Below are 17499 nucleotides of genomic sequence, written 5' to 3' on the forward strand. Positions count from 1 at the left end.
GCTTGAAACAGCCTTTTTTATTTCCTAAATGCTTTAACCAATAATTAATTTTTCTTTTGGATAACGGTAGTTTCCTCTTTTTTTATTCTTTTTAAACATAAATAAAAAGGTTATGATGCCTACCCGTCCAATAAACATTAAGATCATTAGGATTATTTTAGAGATGCTCGTTAATTCGCTTGTAATGCCTAAGGATAGACCAACCGTCCCAAAAGCAGAAGTAACTTCAAATAATAGTTGTGTGATCGTAAAAGGTTCTATAATGGAAATAAGAAAAACGGAACTAAAAACAGTTATAACTGCCATAAGTGTAACGGTCACTGCTTTTAGCAGATCTTCCTCATAAACTTCACGTCGAAAGATACGAATTCTTTCCCCACCTCTAGCGTACGTAAGAATGAAAATCACTACCAGAGCAAATGTGGTTGTACGAATACCGCCACCAGCACTGCTTGGTGAAGCTCCTATAAACATCAATATAGACATAAAGAGATGATTTTGTTCCGTTAACAAACTGACATCCATGGTTGATAATCCACCACTTCTCGTCGTAACCGATTGAAACAAGGAATAAAATAGATTTTCATGCCACGCTTTATCAGCAAAGAAATTTCCGCTATCTAATAAATAAATAAATAACGTTCCTATCATAATCAAAATAAAAAACGTACTTGTCGTTACTTTTGTAAAAAGACTAAATCGGAAATGTTCCCTTTCAGCCGATTTTGCGAATATAAATTTCTTTACTTCTATCAGTACAGGAAAACCGATTGCTCCAAAAATAATCAATAACATGTTTACAAATTGGACAAAGTAATCATGTTTAAAGACCATTAAGGATTGACCTGTTATATCAAATCCACCATTAGATATTGCGCTGATTGTTCCAAAAAAACCATGCAAATAGGCTTCTTTTGCAGTTGGAAAGTATTGCAAGAAATATGTCCCAAGGACAATAAAACCAATAAATTCAATAGTAAAAAGAACATAAATAATTTGCTTAATTAAATGAACCATGCCTTCAAACGTTGTTTGGTTTTGATCAGTCATAATTAAACGGCGTTCTTTTAATCCGATCTTTTTACCTAAAAGAAGCCAGATAAAGGTACCGATCGCCATTACACCCACAGCACCAAGTTGCAGTATGACAGCAAGCAAAATAATGCCTGTTGTACTTAATGAATTTGCAATCGTAATCGTGCTCAAACCTGTCACACTAAGTGCACTGACTGCAGTAAAAAGGATGTCAATAAATGGGATATCTACACCATCCTGATGTGCAATCGGTAAAGCTAATACAATTGTGGATACAATCACAGCTATAAAATAAAATAATAATAAGATTTGTACTGGTGATAGTCTGTTTATCCAGTGAATTCGGCGAAAGTTCATCTTGCTACTCCTTCTTCGCTGATATAAAAATTTAAAAACATACATTCATTATAGCAGTCGTAATGCATGAATGCTTGTGTTTTCCTTATTTTATTTTATAGATCATAAAGGTATCGTCTTCTTTATAATAACTCCTTAAATTTCTCAAGAAGTTCCTCTCCCTGATACCCTTCTTCAACTAATGCGGTAAGCATTTCTTGAATTTTGTCCTTTTGCTTATCCACAATAGAACCTTTGAATAATACGTTCATTTTTGAACCAATTTCATTAACACCAATGATGGACGTAAGGAAGGTTGCAGGACTATTGCTCTCTTTCGTTATTTTTACTTGGATCAATACTTCATCTTTTTCTTCCTGTAAATTTTTAAAGAACTCCAAATACGCTTGTTCAATATATGCTTCGATGAGCCACGTATTTTCTTCGTCCTCACGATTAATCGTTAATCCATCGATTAGTGGTATATCTGTTAAATGGATATCTTCTTCTTTTTCCTCAATGATTTCCAAACGTTTTAGTTTAAATGTTTTCATTTCCTATCCACCTATATAAGACATTTCAATTTTCTTCCGTTTCTTATGTTTTCCTTCTGACCGTTCGTCCGAATAACGATCTTTTCTTTTTCCCCATAAAGATATCAATTCTGTTTCCAATTCTTCATCTGTTAAGCCTTTTCTCAGTTTTTCTTTTATGTCAAATCCATCTGAAGCAAAAAGGCATGTATAGAATTTCCCGTCGGCGGACAATCGCATGCGTGTGCACGTTCCGCAGAATGAATCTGTCACAGATGATATGACACCTATTTCTCCTGTTCCGTCCATATAACGGAACCTAGAAGCAACTTCACCATAATAATGCTCTTGGGCAGATTCAAGAGGCATTTCTTTATGAATGGTATCAATAATTTGCTTTTTAGAAACAACATTGTTTAAGTCCCAGCCATTATAATTCCCAACATCCATAAATTCAATGAATCGTAAAATGACATCCGTTCCTTTGAAATGGCGTGCCATTGGCAATATTTGGCTTTCATTCATACCTTTTTTCACAACCATATTTATTTTCACTTGTAAGCCTGCATCCAGAGCAGCTTCAATTCCTTTAAGTACTGGTAATGCTACGACACCTTTTCCGTTAATCTGTTTAAAAACGGCATCTTCAATTGCATCCAGACTAACATTCACACGTTTTAATCCTGCTCTCCTGAGTTTTTTTGCCTTTTTTGGTAAAAAAACAGCATTTGTGGTTAATGCAATATCATCAATACCAGGTATGTTTACTAATCTTTGGATTAATTGATCCAAATCTTTTCGCATCAATGGTTCCCCGCCTGTGATACGAATCTTATTAACACCAAGCTCAGAAAACTTTTCTGCCAATCGGACAATTTCATCAAAATGAAGTAATTCGCTTTCAGGTAGAAAGGGGTAGTCGTCGCCGAAAATTTCCTTTGGCATACAATACGTGCAGCGAAAATTACATTGATCAATAACTGAAATCCTCAAATCCTTCAATGGGCGGCCAAAATGATCTTTTATTGGTTCTATATCTTTACTCATCGAGATCTCTCCTTTACAACCTAAAATGCTTCTTGACCTTCCATATCATCAAGCAATAAAACATCGACCTCTGAGCCAGCTTCAAATCCTCTTGTTCCTCCAGGTAGCATCATTAAACAAGTGGCATTTGCAAGTGAAGAGACAACGTTGGATTTATCAATCCCAGACGGATGTACATAGATGGAACTTTTATTAAAAGTAAGATAACTGCGAACAAATCTTGTAAATGGATTCGGTTTTGGAAAATCAACACCTAAATTTGCGGTAATATGCTTTAAAAATGGCTTCTTATTAAATAATTTCGATTGCAAAACCGGTCTTACAAATAGCTCAAATCCAACGTAACAAGCAGACGGATTACCGGACAAACCAAAGAGCAATTGATTCCCTCTTGTTGCAACCGTTGTTACACTGCCAGGACGCATTCCTACTTTATTAAATAGTACATCTGCTCCTAATTTATCGTAGATGGCTGGCATTAAATCAAAATCACCTACGGAAACACCGCCTGTTGTAATTAATATATCTACCTTATTTAATGCATTGTTAATTGTCTGATAGCTTGTTTCCAATTCATCGGCCAATTTACCAAAATAAAGGCATTCTCCGCCGACTTTTAAAATTTGCGATTCGATCATATATGCATTCGAGTCGCGGATTTTACCTGGCTCGAGTGGCTGGTCTGCGTCTAATAATTCTGTGCCTGTAGCAATTACACCGATTAATGGCTTTTTAGCTACACAAACTTTGCTATATCCGAACGTAGCAAGCAATGCTTTTACCCCTGGATTGATTAGCGTTCCTTGTTCAATAAGTACATCCCCTTTTGATACTTCCGAACCTTCTTTTATAATATTTTGATCTTTTTCCATTTTCCGTTTGATGGACATGTAAGGCTGATTATTCTTCTCATATGTCTGGCAAACTTCGAACATCGCTACACAATCTGCACCTTCTGGAATCATTGCACCTGTCATGATGCGTGTTGCTTGTCCTTTTTGTAATGAAATTTTTGGCACGTTACCTGCACCAATATGTTCAACAACTTCAAATTCAACAGGATTATTGAAAGAAGCATCAGCGGTATCGATCGAACGTAATGCAAAACCATCGTAAGGTGACTTATCGAATGATGGAACATGATTTGTAGCGATAATGGGTTCCGCCAACCTTCTTTGATCACAATCATGTAAAGAAATTGTTTCTTTTTTACCGTATTTTTGATATTGCATTACTTTATGAACAGCTTCTTCAACTGGAATCGGCTTACGTATTTCAACCATTAAATTCTCTCCCCCCAAGTAATCGCAAGTAGCATTTTTGTCTATCTTTAGTTTATCAAAAATAAGCTGCATTTGGTATGTTTTGCTTTCATACGTCCATTTGTCATCAAGCTCTTTTAAAAGGTAAAAAGTAGAAAGTATATTTATATTAATAAATCGAATTCTATATAGTGAAGCTTATAAAGGAGGATGATTCATTTGACAGTAGGAACTCAGGTGAAACAAACAATTGCAGGTTTAAAAAGTGCCCAAGCGAGTCTTGAGCAATTTGCGCTAGAGACTGAAAATAAACAAGCAAAACAAATGTATCAAAACGCTGCACAACAAACACAAGCAATTGTACAAAGCGTTGAGCCAAGAATGCAACAAATTGAACAGGAAGAACCTCAATATAAGCAACAGTAGGCTTTTTTGAGGGGGTTATCCCCCCTCAAGCCTTTATTTATCTTGAGTAGGAAATGAGTGAGAGAATCATGTACAGAATCATTTTAATGATTGGATTTATTTTTTTATTTGTTGGTTGTAATGCGAATTCCAATACAGATACATCACAACAAGGTGAGAAAAATAATGATATTGAATTAACCGAAATTTCCAATACGAAAACGGTAGATCAACAACCTTCCAATCAAGCGAAACAAGTTCTCCAAAATTATACAAATATAACGAAAGTAAAAGCTGCAAATACATCAAAATTACTCTTAATCGCGATTGATATTAAACATAGTAAACGCTTCAGTTTGAAAAAAACGGAGCAATACCTTGCTAAAAAAATGAAAAAAGAATTTCCTGATATGAAAGTGGAATTTTCTACCGACCAAAAAATTGTGCTAGAGCTTGATCAACTGGAGAAAGATTTACAAGCAAATAAGGTATCAAATAAAAAACTTAAAAAACGACTAAAAAAGCTTGCTAAATTGAAAAACGAAAAAACGTAAAGGAGAAAAGAAAAATGGCAGATAAAAAGAAGAAAAACTTGCCACCGGAAGCACAACAATATCAAGCGTTTCAACAGAAGAGGGAAACAAAGCGACCCCTTTTTAAAAATTGCCTCAAAGCATTCTTTGTAGGTGGGTTTATTTGTTTTATCGGCCAGCTTATTACTACATTTTATATTTATTTCTTCAATTTTACTGAACAGACTGCAGGCAACCCGACTACAGCGACGTTAATTTTTCTTACCATGTTGGCGACTGGTTTTGGGATTTATGATCGAATTGGACAATTTGCAGGTGCCGGTACAACTGTTCCGGTAACCGGCTTTGGAAATGCGGTAATAGCTTCAGCCATTGAACATCGAACGGAGGGATTCATCATGGGCGTTGGGAGTAGTATGCTCAAATTAGCCGGACCTGTCATTGTATATGGCGTTTTCTCAGCGTTTATTGTTGCACTTATAAAAACATTTTTAACGAAGTGGAGTGGGTTTTAAATGCTAATTGGGCATCGAACATGGTTATTTACCAACAAACCTGTCATCGCTTCTACTGGTGTCGTAGGTGGCCCTTTTGAAGCGCGTGGAAACATTCCAAATGATTTTGATATTCTACACGATGACACATGGCTAAAACAAGATTCATTTGAAAAAGCACAACAAATATTGATGGAAGAAGCTTGTCAAGTTGCGGTTAAGAAACTTTCAATGGATAAAGAACAAGTGCAATTCTTTATCAGCGGGGATTTAATTAATCAAATCACCCCAACTAATTTTGCAGCAAAAACAATTGGAATACCGTATTTTGGCTTATTCAGTGCCTGTGCAACATCAATGGAAAGCCTAGCTCTATCTGCTTTCATAATCAATAATAATGGTGCAAATTATATTTTAAGCGGAACGGCTAGTCATAATTCAGCAGCAGAAAGGCAATTTCGCTACCCTACTGAATATGGAGGCCAAAAACCTCCAACGGCTCAATGGACAGCGACAGGTGCAGGATGTGCACTTATAGCAAAAGAAGGAAAAGGTCCAGTAATAACGTCAGCAACGATAGGAAAGGTCGTAGATATGGGGATTACAGACCCATTTAATATGGGCGGAGCGATGGCACCAGCTGCAGTGGATACAATTACAACCCATTTAAAAGAGAAAAATGTTGATCCTTCTTATTATGATTATATTATTACAGGTGATCTAGCCCATATCGGTAGAGAAATATCCTTGGACCTCCTACAGAAAAATGGCATTAATGTAACGGCAGAACAATATGTTGATTGCGGACTCATCCTTTACAGAGAAGGACAGCCTGTTTTAGCCGGAGGAAGTGGTCCTGCCAGTTCTGCTATTGTTACGTATGGACATTTTATCAATTTACTGAAAAAAGGTGAAATTAATCGTATTCTCGTCGTAGCTACAGGCGCGCTTCATTCACCATTAAGTGTGAATCAAGGTGACTCAATCCCATGCATTGCACACGCCGTTTCCATTGAGTCGGGAAGTGGTAGCTCATGATCTTTTTTTGGGCATTTGTCGTAGGTGGACTTTTTTGTGTGATCGGACAAATTATGTTTGATGTTTTTAAACTTTCTCCGGCTCATACACTGACCATCTTAGTTGTTTCAGGTGCTGTTTTAAATGGCCTCGGTTTATATGAACCATTGATTGATTTTGCGGGTGCAGGTGCTACCGTTCCAATTACAAGTTTCGGTAATTCACTTGTTCACGGCGCGATGGCTGAAGCAGAGGCTCATGGATTGATCGGTGTTATAACTGGAATGTTTGAAGTAACAAGCTCAGGTATCTCTGCTGCAATTATTTTTGGTGTCATCGGAGCACTTATTTTTAAAGCCAAGGGATAAAGTTTTTAAAAGGAGTTGATTAATATGACAGTTGGATCCCATGTTAAAGGGTGTTTTTCGTCTATTAAGAGTGCTGAAGCATCACTTGAGATACTAGCTAATAAGACGCAAAGTATAGAAGCACAACAAGCCTTTAAACAGGCTGAACAATTGATGACTGAAATTAAGGATGACTTACAGAAACAGGTAGTCTTTCTTACACAAGAAGAGCCAACCTATAAATAAGCGAAAGAAAGGAGATTTCTATGCCAGGATGGGTTGAAATTCTCATTCGAACTATTAGCCTCGTAGTTATTCTGTTTTTAATGACAAAATGGCTGGGGAAAAAGCAATTAGCACAACTTAATATTTTTGAGTTTATATCCGGTATTGTCTTAGGTGGGGTTGTGGCTATTCACACCAGTAACACAGATACCCGGATGATTTATGGGATCCTTGCTATGGCAATCTGGTTTGCCATTCCATATGCAGTGAATTTTATTTCTTTAAAAAGCAAAGCCTTCCGCAATTTTACGCAAGGAAGAAGTACGGTTGTTATTCAAGATGGCAAAATTATGGAAGACAACCTTAAGAAAGAAGGATATACCACAGACGATTTGCTTGAGAACCTTCGCAGTAAAAATATGTTTAAAACCGCAGACGTAGAATTTGCTGTACTTGAACCATCAGGTACGCTAAATGTTTTACCAAAAACAGAAAATAAACCTTTGACTCCTAAAGATTTTGGGCTTAAACCTTCCCCCAAAAAAGAACCTCAAACCGTTGTCATGGATGGAAGAATGATGCTTGAACCATTAGCCAATTTAAACTTAAATCCGAATTGGCTAGAGACGGAATTAGATAAGCTAAACGTGAGCATTGAAAATGTTTTTCTTGCACAAGCGGATAGTGATGGACAGGTAACCGTTGATTTATATGACGATCAAATCGCTGTTCCTGATCCTACAGAAAAGCCACTCCTCCTTGCAACGATAAAAAAATGTCAGGCTGATCTAGAGTTATTTGCCTTAGAAACAGAAAATAAAGAAACAGAACAAATGTATCAAAAAAACAGCCAAAAAGCACAACAGGCTATCGATCTCATCACTCCGTATTTAAAATAAGCCTATAAAAAGGTCCCCGTTTCGTGTAAGATTGGTGTAGGTACTTCTATCTTACAGGGAAAAGAGATGAATGTTTTGAAAGAGAAGTTAAAATCCTACCGATTTCCATTAATTCTTCTTTCTTCTATTTTCATCGGATCAATCGTTGGATTCATTTTTGGCGAAAAGGCGAATGTGATCAAACCATTAGGTGATATTTTTATCAACCTATTGTTTATGGTTGTCATTCCCCTTGTTTTCTTTTCCATTTCGTCTGCCATTGCAAACATGAATAGTATGCGACGACTTGGAAAAATTATGGGGTCGATGATTTCCATTTTTGTGCTTACTGGACTTATTGCATCTATCGTTATGCTTGCTGCAACAGTCATGTTTCCACCTGGGTCTGGTACAGATATTCCATTAGAGACACCAGATGATGTCGAACAATTAACCGTATCTGAGCAAATCGTAAATACATTTACGGTTCCGGAATTTGTTGATTTATTTTCTCGTGACAGTATGCTGGCATTAATTATTTTTTCCGTACTTATCGGGGTAGCTACAGGGCTTTCTGGTGATCCCGGACGCCCTTTTGCTAAATTTCTAGTCAGTGGATCAGAAGTTTTTATGAAGCTTGTTCAACTAATTATGTACTACGCACCTATTGGGTTAGGAGCCTATTTTGCTTCCCTGATCGGTGAATTCGGGGCAGATTTAATTGGAGACTACGCAAAAGCAGTTATTATTTATTATCCGGTCGCTGTCTTATATTTTGCCATTGGTTTTACACTATATGCTTTTTTAGCGGGAGGGACCAAGGGAGTTACCCATTTTTGGAAGAACATCCTCGCTCCTGCAGCAACTTCGCTTGGAACTGGAAGCAGTATTGCTGCACTCCCAGTGAATCTGCAGGCAGCCAAAAAGATAGGTGTTCCAAAGGATATCCGTGAAACAGTTCTACCACTAGGCGCTACGATTCACATGGATGGATCGTGTCTTGCTGCGATGTTGAAAATAGCTTTTATTTTCGGGGTACTAAATAAGGATTTTACAGGAATTGATACATTTTTAACCGCGATTGGAATTTGTTTATTAGCGGGGGTTGTAATGAGCGGAATACCCGGCGGCGGATTTATTGGAGAAATGATGATCATTACATTATATGGCCTGCCAATCCAAGCACTGCCAATTATATCTGCAGTTGGTGTTGTCGTTGATCCTCCAGCAACAATGGTTAACGTGACGGGAGATACCGTATCAAGCATGCTTGTTTCAAGACAATTGGAAGGAAAAGACTGGATGGAAAAAGAGGAAATCGAGTAGAAGGGGCTGGGACATAACTAGCCAAAATATCTTAAAAAAGGTTCCAACCATCAAAAATTGATGGTTGGAACCTTTTGAGTTTGAGTTATTTTCATCATCTATGGTTGGATTTGTGTCCCAGCGAGAAAAACACGTGTCTGATGACCCCACGTGAAGTGGTTTTCTTCCGAGGAGGGTGAAGCCGTGCCCGCGGAAAGCAGCCACCTGTAGTGGAAGTCAACGGGATTAGTCCCACCCCCTTTTTTATAAGTTGATTCTGGGTTTTACTGATGAAGTAGGCCAACCGGTCGATAAGAGACTTGCTCCGAACCGTTAAAGTGCACATCCTGCACTATTACTCACTAATTTTTATCGCAACTTTACCAAATTGTTTTCCCTGATTTAAGTATTCCATCGCATCACTCGTTAAATCAAATTCAAATGTGCGATCTACTACGGGATGAATATTATGTGTATCAATCAAATTGAGCATGTCCCGCAGTTCTTCTCTGCTTCCCATCGTTGTTCCAAATAATTTATATTGCCCATAGAAAAATTCGCGCAAATTAAAATCAACGACATCTTCCGTGGTAGCACCAAAGACAACGATTTTTCCGCCTTTTTTCAACACTTCCAATGAACGATTAAAGGTTGCCTTTCCTACACTTTCAATGACCAAATCAATGCGTTCCTCTTTTAATTCTTCAGGCCAATCGCTATTTGTATCAAGGGCGATGTCAGCACCTAATTCTTTTGCCTGCTCTCGTTTTGTTTCACTTCTTGAAGTAACAATTACTTTTGCTCCTGCACTTTTTGCAAAAGATATCAGATAAGTAGCTACGCCACTTCCTGCTCCAGGAATAAATACGGTTTCACCTTCTTTCACCTGACCTTTTGTAAATAATGCACGGTACCCTGTTAAAGCTGCTAAAGCCAATACCCCCGCTTCTTCCCAAGACAAATGTTCTGGCTTTTTCTCCACCTGTTCTTTCGAGATCACTATTTTTTCTGCTAATGTTCCGTGATCCGGCATTCCCAGGATGTCAAATTCTTTCGGCGGAGCGTCACTATTATCGTACCAGCGAAGAGCAGGATTAATAATCACTTCGTCCCCTGGCTTGATATTTGTCACGTTTTCTCCAACGGAATCAATCACACCAGCCCCGTCCGATCCTAGGATTAACGCGTCAGCTTGATTCCCGCGGCGGTTTGGTATCCCTACATCGCGACGATTTAATCCGGCAACACGCAATGCGACAACTACCTCATCTCTTCCTGCAGTTGGCTCGTCCATGTTTTTGATTGCTAATTTTCCATGTTCATGAATAAATCCCTTCATTCTAACCTTCCTTTCTAAATCATTCAGAAATATTTGCTTACTCTAACTAGTTGGTGTTTATTCATTATATCATGAGAAAACATTGGTATATAAATTAACTGCTGATCGGTAAACAACGATGTGATTTTTTCGATATATTTTTGTTCATGCTCTTTCCTTTTCTTAAAAAAGTTTCCGTCCACATCATCTGGGAGCACTTTATTGACAATAAGTGTTCTTACTTGCAAATGGTACTTATCTAATAATTCAATTGCTTTTTCAGTCTCTAAAATGGGCAGGCGCTCGGGGTTTAAGACGAAAATAAAACCAGTCTGTTTCAAGTCCAGCAGTATTTTCCTAACTTCAATGAAACGTTCTTGACGCTTTTTTAACACATCATAGATGGGATCCTCAACCGGTTCACCGTCGTTTAGCAGCTGGGAGTAATTTTCATTTGTCTTCTGTCGCTTTTGCAACAAACCGTCGATCCAAACGCCCATTAACTCAGGTAAGGAAAGCAGCCTGATTGTGTGCCCTGTTGGTGCAGTATCAAAAATTAATTGATCAAACTGATTACCTTCCTCTAAAATGATTGTAATCAACTTATCAAAAAGCGCAGCTTCGCCTGCCCCTGGAGAGGCTTTAGCGGTATCTAGCTGACGATTCACCTCCTCGACCATCGTTGACTGAACCATTCCTTTCATATTTTGTTTTACCCCTTGGATATAATTTTCTGTTTCCTTTTCTGGATCTATTTCAAGTGCGTATAATTGTTCGGTAACTTTTCTAATATCCCCACCAATTTTTTTATCGAAAATATCACCTAGATTATGAGCGGGATCTGTTGAAATCAGTAATGTTTTATAGCCATTTGCGGATGATTTCCACGCAATTGCCGCAGCAGATGTTGACTTTCCTACACCGCCTTTGCCACCGATAAATATGATTTTCTTTTCCATCTCAGTCATTTTACATCCCTCATTTAACAACACCGGATTCCCGAAATTGGTGATTTTTCCATCCCCATGCGCAGATGCCAATCATGAAATTTTTCAATTATATATGGATATAGCTCCAATGTATAATAATAGGCCGGGTTTGGAATACCGAGCATCTCCGAATAGATCAATAATAGAAATATATCGTCTTCATCTCGTAGTTCACGAGCTACTTCCTGACGATGTGGCATACTTAGTATTTCTTCATAAAGTTCGATTAGTTTTTTTATTTTATCCAACACTGAATGTCACCTCCAACTTATTGGAAAAAGGGATCCTTTATTGATCCCTTTTTCCCATTGCATGTACATTAAATTAACCCTTATCGATTGGGTTATCTATTTTTCCGCTTAAAGCTGAAAATGCAGTAAGTACGATCCACACGGCAAAGACAAAGATGATCGCTCCTAGGACGAATAATAATGTGTTGGAATCATCCCCAATCCAGGACCATTCGAAAACGACCTGCTGGAACATAGCATACAGTGTCATGAACATAACGAAGATCATCGGAATTAAAACAACTGCATAATTTCTCCCTAACCGCTTCAGCCAGATGGCAATAAGCAGTAAGCTGATTCCAGCTAGCAATTGATTTGCCGTACCGAATAACGGCCACAATAAGTAGCCACCGGATCCAAACCCTTTTGGCCCTTCTGGCAATAAAACCAGTGCAGCACTAGAAATAACAGCGATCGATGTCGCAACATGTGGCTTGGATAAAGAAGGAACATGGTATTCGATACCCAGTTCACCAATAATATAGCGCATTAATCTGACGGAGGTATCTAAACTTGTCGCTGCAAAGCTAACGACAATGATTGAAACAATTGTAGTTGCGATATCGGTAGGAATTGCTAGACCAGAAAATAATTGAGCGGCACCTTCAACAAAGATACCTAACCCCATTTGATTCGCATCTGTAAAACTGCTATAGGTAGCTAAAAATTCCTCCGAACTGCTGAAAAATGTAATAACAGCAATAATTGCAATTAATGCTAAAACACCTTCACCTACTGCTCCAAAATATCCAACAAATCGTGCTTCCGTTTCATTATTAAGTTGTTTGGAAGATGTCCCTGATGAAACAAGTCCATGGAATCCCGAAATTGCTCCACAAGCGATGGTGATGAATAGCAGCGGAAACCAGGAAATATCCGCATCCGGATTTGTAGCCGGAGCAGTAACAGAAGGATTTAAGAAAACCATTCCCAAGTATAAAAGTGCAAGTCCAAGCACAAGTTGATGGGAATTAATAAAATCCCGTGGTTGCAACAGTTTCCAAACCGGTAATGTGGAGGCGATATAAACATAGATCATTAAAATAATAATCCAGATGAAAAATGCAGATGATACTGCTCCGAGTCCAAATATTCCAGTAGCTCCTTCACCACCCATATACTGTACTAAATCAATTTGCAAGAAACTTACTTTACTTGCAATCATCGCCGTCACATACATCACAGCGAGTGCCAGAATAGATGGGAGCAACATTTTTTTGTTTCGTTTATAAACGGCATTACCGATCCAAATAGCTAGTGGAATTTGAATAAATACAGGCAAAACACTTGCCGGGTAAGAAATAAATAGATTTGTAACTACCCAAGCGAATACCGCGTTTACCATTAATACGAGAATGAGAATGATAAATAGAAATAAAATTTTTGCCCTTTGACCAACTAGTTTATTCGCTAGTGTTCCAACAGATTGTCCTTTATGGCGAACTGATAGTACTAATGTACCAAAATCATGCACACCAGCAGCAAAAACAGTTCCTATAAGAACCCACAGGAGCGCCGGTACCCATCCCCAATATACAGCAATAGCCGGTCCAACGATCGGTGCGGCTCCTGCTACAGAACTAAAGTGATGTCCCCATAGTACAAATTTGTTGGTTGGTACAAAATCGACCCCATCTTTATACCGGTGTGCCGGTGTGACATAATTTGGATCGATTTGAAAGATTTTCTCTGCAATAAATTTTGAATAATAGCGATACCCTAAAATGAAAATAAGTATTCCTATAACAGCCAGTAAAATACCGCTCAATTTTTTACCTCCTTTGTTTTTTTACTATTCAGATAATAATAGGAATAGGTCGTCTAATAAACCTTATGTAAACAGACGAACTTCTAGTACAAATAAATGGAATAATTTGTTTATTATTAATATTAAAACAGAAGGGCTGTCCTTTTGCAAGAAACAGCCCCTCGTTCATCACTCTTTTCCCATTCCACGTAAAAATGTCAAGAGCATTGTGACGCTTCGGTTTATTTCCGGATCCTTTAACGCTTTAAATAAATCCATATACGATGTGGATTTATCTGTTTCCATTGTATTTACATCTTGTAAACCTTGTGTTACCTTTTTGCTAAAGTCATTTAATTCCTCTACTGGCAATTCACCGGTCATTAGGAAAAGATCACTCAGATTTTCTAAAATAGTAGCATACTCCGGCTTATTTGCTTGTTTTACGACATTTGCAATCGCTTCATCTTTTTGTTTTGTCAGCGCATTTAATATTTCTAATACCCCACTCTCATGGAGTGTTGCTAAAAATTCGATACTTTTTAATATGGCCTCTTTATTTTCACTTATACGATCGATCACTTCAGAAATATTATTATCTTTGACTTCTTGCTCAGATAATTCCATTTTTTTAATTTTCGTAATTGGATTAGCCATTTTGTTTCACCTTACCTTTTGGGAAAGCATAATCAGCACGATTCCACTTTTGCTCCACTTGCACACCGATTTGTGGCTGGCGGTTGCCGCGCCTGAAATTATGATCGGGGAGCGGGCTTTTCCCTTTTTTCTTTAAAACTTCCATACGAACAGCAATTTCTTTATATGCAGGTGTGTTCGTATCTTTATCAACACGATTATCGGATAAAAAGTTCACTGCAGATTCGCCGCTAGAGTTAAGTGGTAAATACAGTTCATTATTTCTTACCCGATCTGTCACATGCACAACACAAGTTGCTTCACCAGTATGTGAAATTAATTTCACTTCGGCTCCTTCTTCTATCCCGCGCTCTTTAGCTAATTCCGGAGATACTTCCACATAACACATCGGCATTTCTCTGGCGATTGCTGGTGATTTGTAAGTCATATTTCCTTCATGGAAATGCTCAAGCACTCTTCCGTTATTTACATGGAGGTCATATGTTTCGTTTGTCTCATAATCATAATTAAACTCAAGCGGGAAGAGTCTTGCCTTTTTGTCTTCAAATGGAAACCCATCTAAAAATAGCACAGGAGAGTCCGTTCCATCTTTTTCTACAGGCCATTGCAGACTGTTATAGCCTTCTAAAAGCTCATAGCTTACACCTGCAAAAAGAGGTGTGAGCGATGCAGCTTCATCCATGATTTCGGATGGATGCTGATATCCCCAATCATACCCCATTTCCTTTGCCAATTCTGTCAAAATAACCCAGTCTGGCTTGGAATCACCAACAGGTTCAAGTGCTTGATATAATCGTTGAATTCGTCTTTCTGTGTTTGTAAACGTACCGTCCTTCTCTAGGCTTGGTGAGGCAGGTAAAATAACATCCGCAAATTCTGCTGTACGGGATAAAAATAAGTCCTGCACAACGAAAAAGTCTAATTTTTCAAATGCGTTTGTAACATAATTGATGTTTGCATCCACGATACCGGTTTCTTCTCCTTTGATATACAGAGAACTGAGACTGCCTTCATGGATCGCAGCAATCATTTCATGGTTATCTTTTCCTGGTTCCGCCTGAATTTTCGTGTTCCATGCCTTTTCATATCGTTTTCTGACCACATCATTTGCAACTTTTTCATATCCCGGAAAGAAATCTGGCATACTCCCAAAATCACTGCAGCCTTGCACATTATTATGGCCTCTTAATGGATATGCTCCTACACCTTTACGCATATAGTTCCCTGTAATAAGCAGCAAATTCGATATAGCAGTACTTGTATCACTTCCGAGTTGATGCTGTGTGACACCCATTGCCCAACAGATTGCCAGTTTATCCACACTCGCTATTTCCCGGGCAATTTCCTTTAAATCTTGCTGGGATATACCCGTTAATTTTTCTGCATATGCTAATGTAAATTTACCTAAGCTTTCCTTATATTCGTCAAAGTCATTGACCCACTTGTCAATAAACGTACGATCTCCCCATCCTTGGTCAATAATATACTTTGTAACTGCTGATAACCATACTAAATCTGTACCACTGTTAGGTGAGAAAAACTTGTCGGCACGTTGCCCCATTTCATGCTTACGTAAGTCAAATACATATAACTTTTGTCCGAACAACTTTTGCGAGCGTTTAATGCGTGAAGCGATAACCGGATGGGATTCTGCTGTATTGGTTCCAATACCAATAACCATGTCCGCTTCCGCTATATCATCAATCGAACCGGAGTCACCCCCATGACCTACCGTGCGAAATAGTCCTTTTGTTGCTGGTGACTGACAATAACGCGAGCAATTATCCACATTATTCGTTCCAATTACCTGGCGGGCGAATTTTTGCATTAAATAAGATTCTTCATTTGTTGCTTTTGATGATGAAATAAATCCTAAAGCGTTTGATCCTTTTTCTTCTTTAATATCCTTAAAACGTTTTGCAACATAGCTTAGAGCTACGTCCCACTCTACTTCTTCAAAGTGGTCCCCTTTACGAATTAATGGTTTTGTAAGCCTCTCTTTGGAGTTAACATAATCCCAGCCAAACTTTCCTTTAATACAAGTAGATATCCCATTTGCAGGTGATTCGTGCTGTGGCTCAACACGTAGTATTTTCCGGTCCTTTGTCCAAACATGAAATGAACAACCGACACCACAATATGTACAGACCGTCTTTGTTTTTTCAATTCGTTCTTCACGCATTGCAGCTTCCGTATCTGAAATGGCGAACAACGGCCCGTACCCTGTTTCAACATGCTTGGTAACATCAATCATAGATCTTAATAAGCCTGGTTCTGTATCGGTCATAAAGCCCGCTTCGCCAAGCATATCTTTTTCCATTAATGCATTACATGGACACACCGTCACACATTGCCCGCAGCTGACACAAGAAGATTGATCAATCGGTACATCATTATCCCAAATGACACGTGGCTGGTCCCGCTTCCAGTCAATTAATAACGTTTCATTAACCTGAACATCCTGACATACTTCTACACACCGCCCACAAAGGATACACTGGTCTGGATCATATCTATAAAACGATCCGGAATTATCCACTTCATAAGGTTTTTCTTTAAACGGTCTTGATTGGTGTTCAAGTCCGAATTCCGCCACCGTATTATGAATTTCGCATGAGCCATTATTATAATCACAAACCGTACAATATAACTCATGGTTTTCCAAAATTCGATCCAATGCCTCTTTTTGCGCGCGATGAGCTATCTCAATTTTCGTATTTACTTCCATCGCAGCTTCAACCGTTGTACCACATGCTCGTTTTATTTCCCCGTTCACTTCCACCATACACGTATCACATGTCTGGATAGGACCAAGGGATTCGTTATAACAAATTTGCGGAACAAATTCATCGGTTGTATTAATTAACTCTAGTAAATTCTGACCAGGATCGGCTAAGAATTCCGTTCCATTTATGGTTACGATGATATGATCTTGCACTATCCTTCCTCCTTAAGTGATTTTTTTCCACGTAAAACGCTTGCAAAAGATCTATATGCGCTTATCCCCTATTTTAACTCAATTCAAACAATTCTCAATAGATTTAACCAAAATAAAAAGGTCTCACGAGAGAACCTCCCCCT

18 protein-coding genes are annotated in these 17499 nt (G+C 38.3%); 8 read left to right on the forward strand and 10 right to left on the reverse strand.

All coding sequences use genetic code 11. From position 1 onward, the window contains the following. Positions 1-33: 33 nt before the first annotated feature. The 4 genes from J2Z81_RS04435 to J2Z81_RS04450 form a co-directional block, all read right to left on the reverse strand. Positions 34-1392, reverse strand: coding sequence for a TrkH family potassium uptake protein (locus tag J2Z81_RS04435; protein WP_029268350.1), 1359 nt, complete (start codon positions 1390-1392; stop codon positions 34-36). A 122-nt stretch (positions 1393-1514) separates the two neighbouring features. Beyond that, a complete protein-coding gene (locus tag J2Z81_RS04440; RefSeq protein WP_029268351.1) occupies positions 1515-1925 on the reverse strand; it encodes a YwpF family protein in 411 nt (136 codons plus the stop codon). A gap of 3 nt (positions 1926-1928) precedes the next feature. Continuing rightward, the gene (gene moaA, locus J2Z81_RS04445; RefSeq protein WP_226370803.1) at positions 1929-2951 is read right to left on the reverse strand and encodes a GTP 3',8-cyclase MoaA; all 1023 of its coding nucleotides are present in this window, start codon (positions 2949-2951) and stop codon (positions 1929-1931) included. 20 nt (positions 2952-2971) lie between these two features. After that, a complete protein-coding gene (locus J2Z81_RS04450) occupies positions 2972-4234 on the reverse strand; it encodes a molybdopterin molybdotransferase MoeA (protein ID WP_226370804.1) in 1263 nt (420 codons plus the stop codon). Between the two features lie 198 nt (positions 4235-4432). Here J2Z81_RS04450 and J2Z81_RS04455 point away from each other — a divergent pair, with 198 nt between their 5' ends. From J2Z81_RS04455 to J2Z81_RS04490, 8 genes are all read left to right on the forward strand, one after another. After that, complete coding sequence (locus J2Z81_RS04455) at positions 4433-4639, forward strand: DUF1657 domain-containing protein (protein WP_029268353.1); 207 nt, start codon at positions 4433-4435, stop codon at positions 4637-4639. Between the two features lie 68 nt (positions 4640-4707). Further along, positions 4708-5172, forward strand: coding sequence for a hypothetical protein (locus tag J2Z81_RS04460; protein WP_226370805.1), 465 nt, complete (start codon positions 4708-4710; stop codon positions 5170-5172). A gap of 14 nt (positions 5173-5186) precedes the next feature. After that, a complete protein-coding gene (gene spoVAC / locus J2Z81_RS04465; protein WP_029268355.1) occupies positions 5187-5666 on the forward strand; it encodes a stage V sporulation protein AC in 480 nt (159 codons plus the stop codon). Next, positions 5667-6683: a stage V sporulation protein AD gene (spoVAD, locus tag J2Z81_RS04470; RefSeq protein WP_029268356.1), complete on the forward strand. Its 1017-nt coding sequence runs from the start codon at positions 5667-5669 to the stop codon at positions 6681-6683. Next, a complete protein-coding gene (spoVAE, locus tag J2Z81_RS04475; protein ID WP_029268357.1) occupies positions 6680-7030 on the forward strand; it encodes a stage V sporulation protein AE in 351 nt (116 codons plus the stop codon). The genes spoVAD and spoVAE overlap by 4 nt, the downstream gene beginning before the upstream one ends. A 24-nt stretch (positions 7031-7054) precedes the next feature. Next, a complete protein-coding gene (locus J2Z81_RS04480) occupies positions 7055-7255 on the forward strand; it encodes a DUF1657 domain-containing protein (RefSeq protein WP_029268358.1) in 201 nt (66 codons plus the stop codon). A gap of 20 nt (positions 7256-7275) precedes the next feature. Beyond that, a complete protein-coding gene (locus J2Z81_RS04485; protein ID WP_029268359.1) occupies positions 7276-8133 on the forward strand; it encodes a DUF421 domain-containing protein in 858 nt (285 codons plus the stop codon). A 75-nt stretch (positions 8134-8208) separates the two neighbouring features. Continuing rightward, positions 8209-9438, forward strand: coding sequence for a dicarboxylate/amino acid:cation symporter (locus J2Z81_RS04490; protein WP_226370806.1), 1230 nt, complete (start codon positions 8209-8211; stop codon positions 9436-9438). A gap of 334 nt (positions 9439-9772) precedes the next feature. On the opposite strand, the gene J2Z81_RS04495 is transcribed toward J2Z81_RS04490, so the two are convergent. From J2Z81_RS04495 to fdhF, 6 genes are all read right to left on the reverse strand, one after another. Continuing rightward, a complete protein-coding gene (locus tag J2Z81_RS04495) occupies positions 9773-10756 on the reverse strand; it encodes a zinc-binding dehydrogenase (RefSeq protein WP_226370807.1) in 984 nt (327 codons plus the stop codon). Between the two features lie 23 nt (positions 10757-10779). Continuing rightward, positions 10780-11703 (reverse strand): ArsA family ATPase, encoded by a 924-nt coding sequence (locus J2Z81_RS04500; RefSeq protein WP_226370808.1) that lies wholly within the window; start codon positions 11701-11703, stop codon positions 10780-10782. A gap of 14 nt (positions 11704-11717) precedes the next feature. Further along, the gene (locus J2Z81_RS04505) at positions 11718-11975 is read right to left on the reverse strand and encodes a cory-CC-star protein (protein WP_029268363.1); all 258 of its coding nucleotides are present in this window, start codon (positions 11973-11975) and stop codon (positions 11718-11720) included. A 73-nt stretch (positions 11976-12048) separates the two neighbouring features. Continuing rightward, on the reverse strand, positions 12049-13782 hold the full coding sequence (locus J2Z81_RS04510; RefSeq protein ID WP_226370809.1) for a carbon starvation CstA family protein: 1734 nt from the start codon (positions 13780-13782) through the stop codon (positions 12049-12051). Positions 13783-13950: 168 nt separating this feature from the next. Beyond that, the gene (locus J2Z81_RS04515) at positions 13951-14418 is read right to left on the reverse strand and encodes a DUF1641 domain-containing protein (protein ID WP_029268365.1); all 468 of its coding nucleotides are present in this window, start codon (positions 14416-14418) and stop codon (positions 13951-13953) included. Further along, complete coding sequence (gene fdhF, locus J2Z81_RS04520) at positions 14411-17356, reverse strand: formate dehydrogenase subunit alpha (RefSeq protein WP_226370810.1); 2946 nt, start codon at positions 17354-17356, stop codon at positions 14411-14413. Before fdhF ends, J2Z81_RS04515 begins: the two co-directional genes overlap by 8 nt. Positions 17357-17499: the final 143 nt, after the last annotated feature.

This window comes from Virgibacillus alimentarius (assembly GCF_017874635.1).
Lineage (GTDB): Bacteria > Bacillota > Bacilli > Bacillales > Amphibacillaceae > Virgibacillus_B > Virgibacillus_B alimentarius.

Bases quoted from the DNA above. Each gene is read 5' to 3' on its own strand.
- J2Z81_RS04435 (WP_029268350.1), bottom strand. From the start codon at position 1,392: ATGAACTTTCGCCGAATTCACTGGATAAACAGACTATCACCAGTACAA.
- J2Z81_RS04440 (WP_029268351.1), bottom strand. From the start codon at position 1,925: ATGAAAACATTTAAACTAAAACGTTTGGAAATCATTGAGGAAAAAGAA.
- moaA (WP_226370803.1), bottom strand. From the start codon at position 2,951: ATGAGTAAAGATATAGAACCAATAAAAGATCATTTTGGCCGCCCATTG.
- J2Z81_RS04450 (WP_226370804.1), bottom strand. From the start codon at position 4,234: ATGGTTGAAATACGTAAGCCGATTCCAGTTGAAGAAGCTGTTCATAAA.
- J2Z81_RS04460 (WP_226370805.1), top strand. From the start codon at position 4,708: ATGTACAGAATCATTTTAATGATTGGATTTATTTTTTTATTTGTTGGT.
- spoVAC (WP_029268355.1), top strand. From the start codon at position 5,187: ATGGCAGATAAAAAGAAGAAAAACTTGCCACCGGAAGCACAACAATAT.
- spoVAD (WP_029268356.1), top strand. From the start codon at position 5,667: ATGCTAATTGGGCATCGAACATGGTTATTTACCAACAAACCTGTCATC.
- spoVAE (WP_029268357.1), top strand. From the start codon at position 6,680: ATGATCTTTTTTTGGGCATTTGTCGTAGGTGGACTTTTTTGTGTGATC.
- J2Z81_RS04480 (WP_029268358.1), top strand. From the start codon at position 7,055: ATGACAGTTGGATCCCATGTTAAAGGGTGTTTTTCGTCTATTAAGAGT.
- J2Z81_RS04485 (WP_029268359.1), top strand. From the start codon at position 7,276: ATGCCAGGATGGGTTGAAATTCTCATTCGAACTATTAGCCTCGTAGTT.
- J2Z81_RS04495 (WP_226370807.1), bottom strand. From the start codon at position 10,756: ATGAAGGGATTTATTCATGAACATGGAAAATTAGCAATCAAAAACATG.
- J2Z81_RS04500 (WP_226370808.1), bottom strand. From the start codon at position 11,703: ATGACTGAGATGGAAAAGAAAATCATATTTATCGGTGGCAAAGGCGGT.
- J2Z81_RS04515 (WP_029268365.1), bottom strand. From the start codon at position 14,418: ATGGCTAATCCAATTACGAAAATTAAAAAAATGGAATTATCTGAGCAA.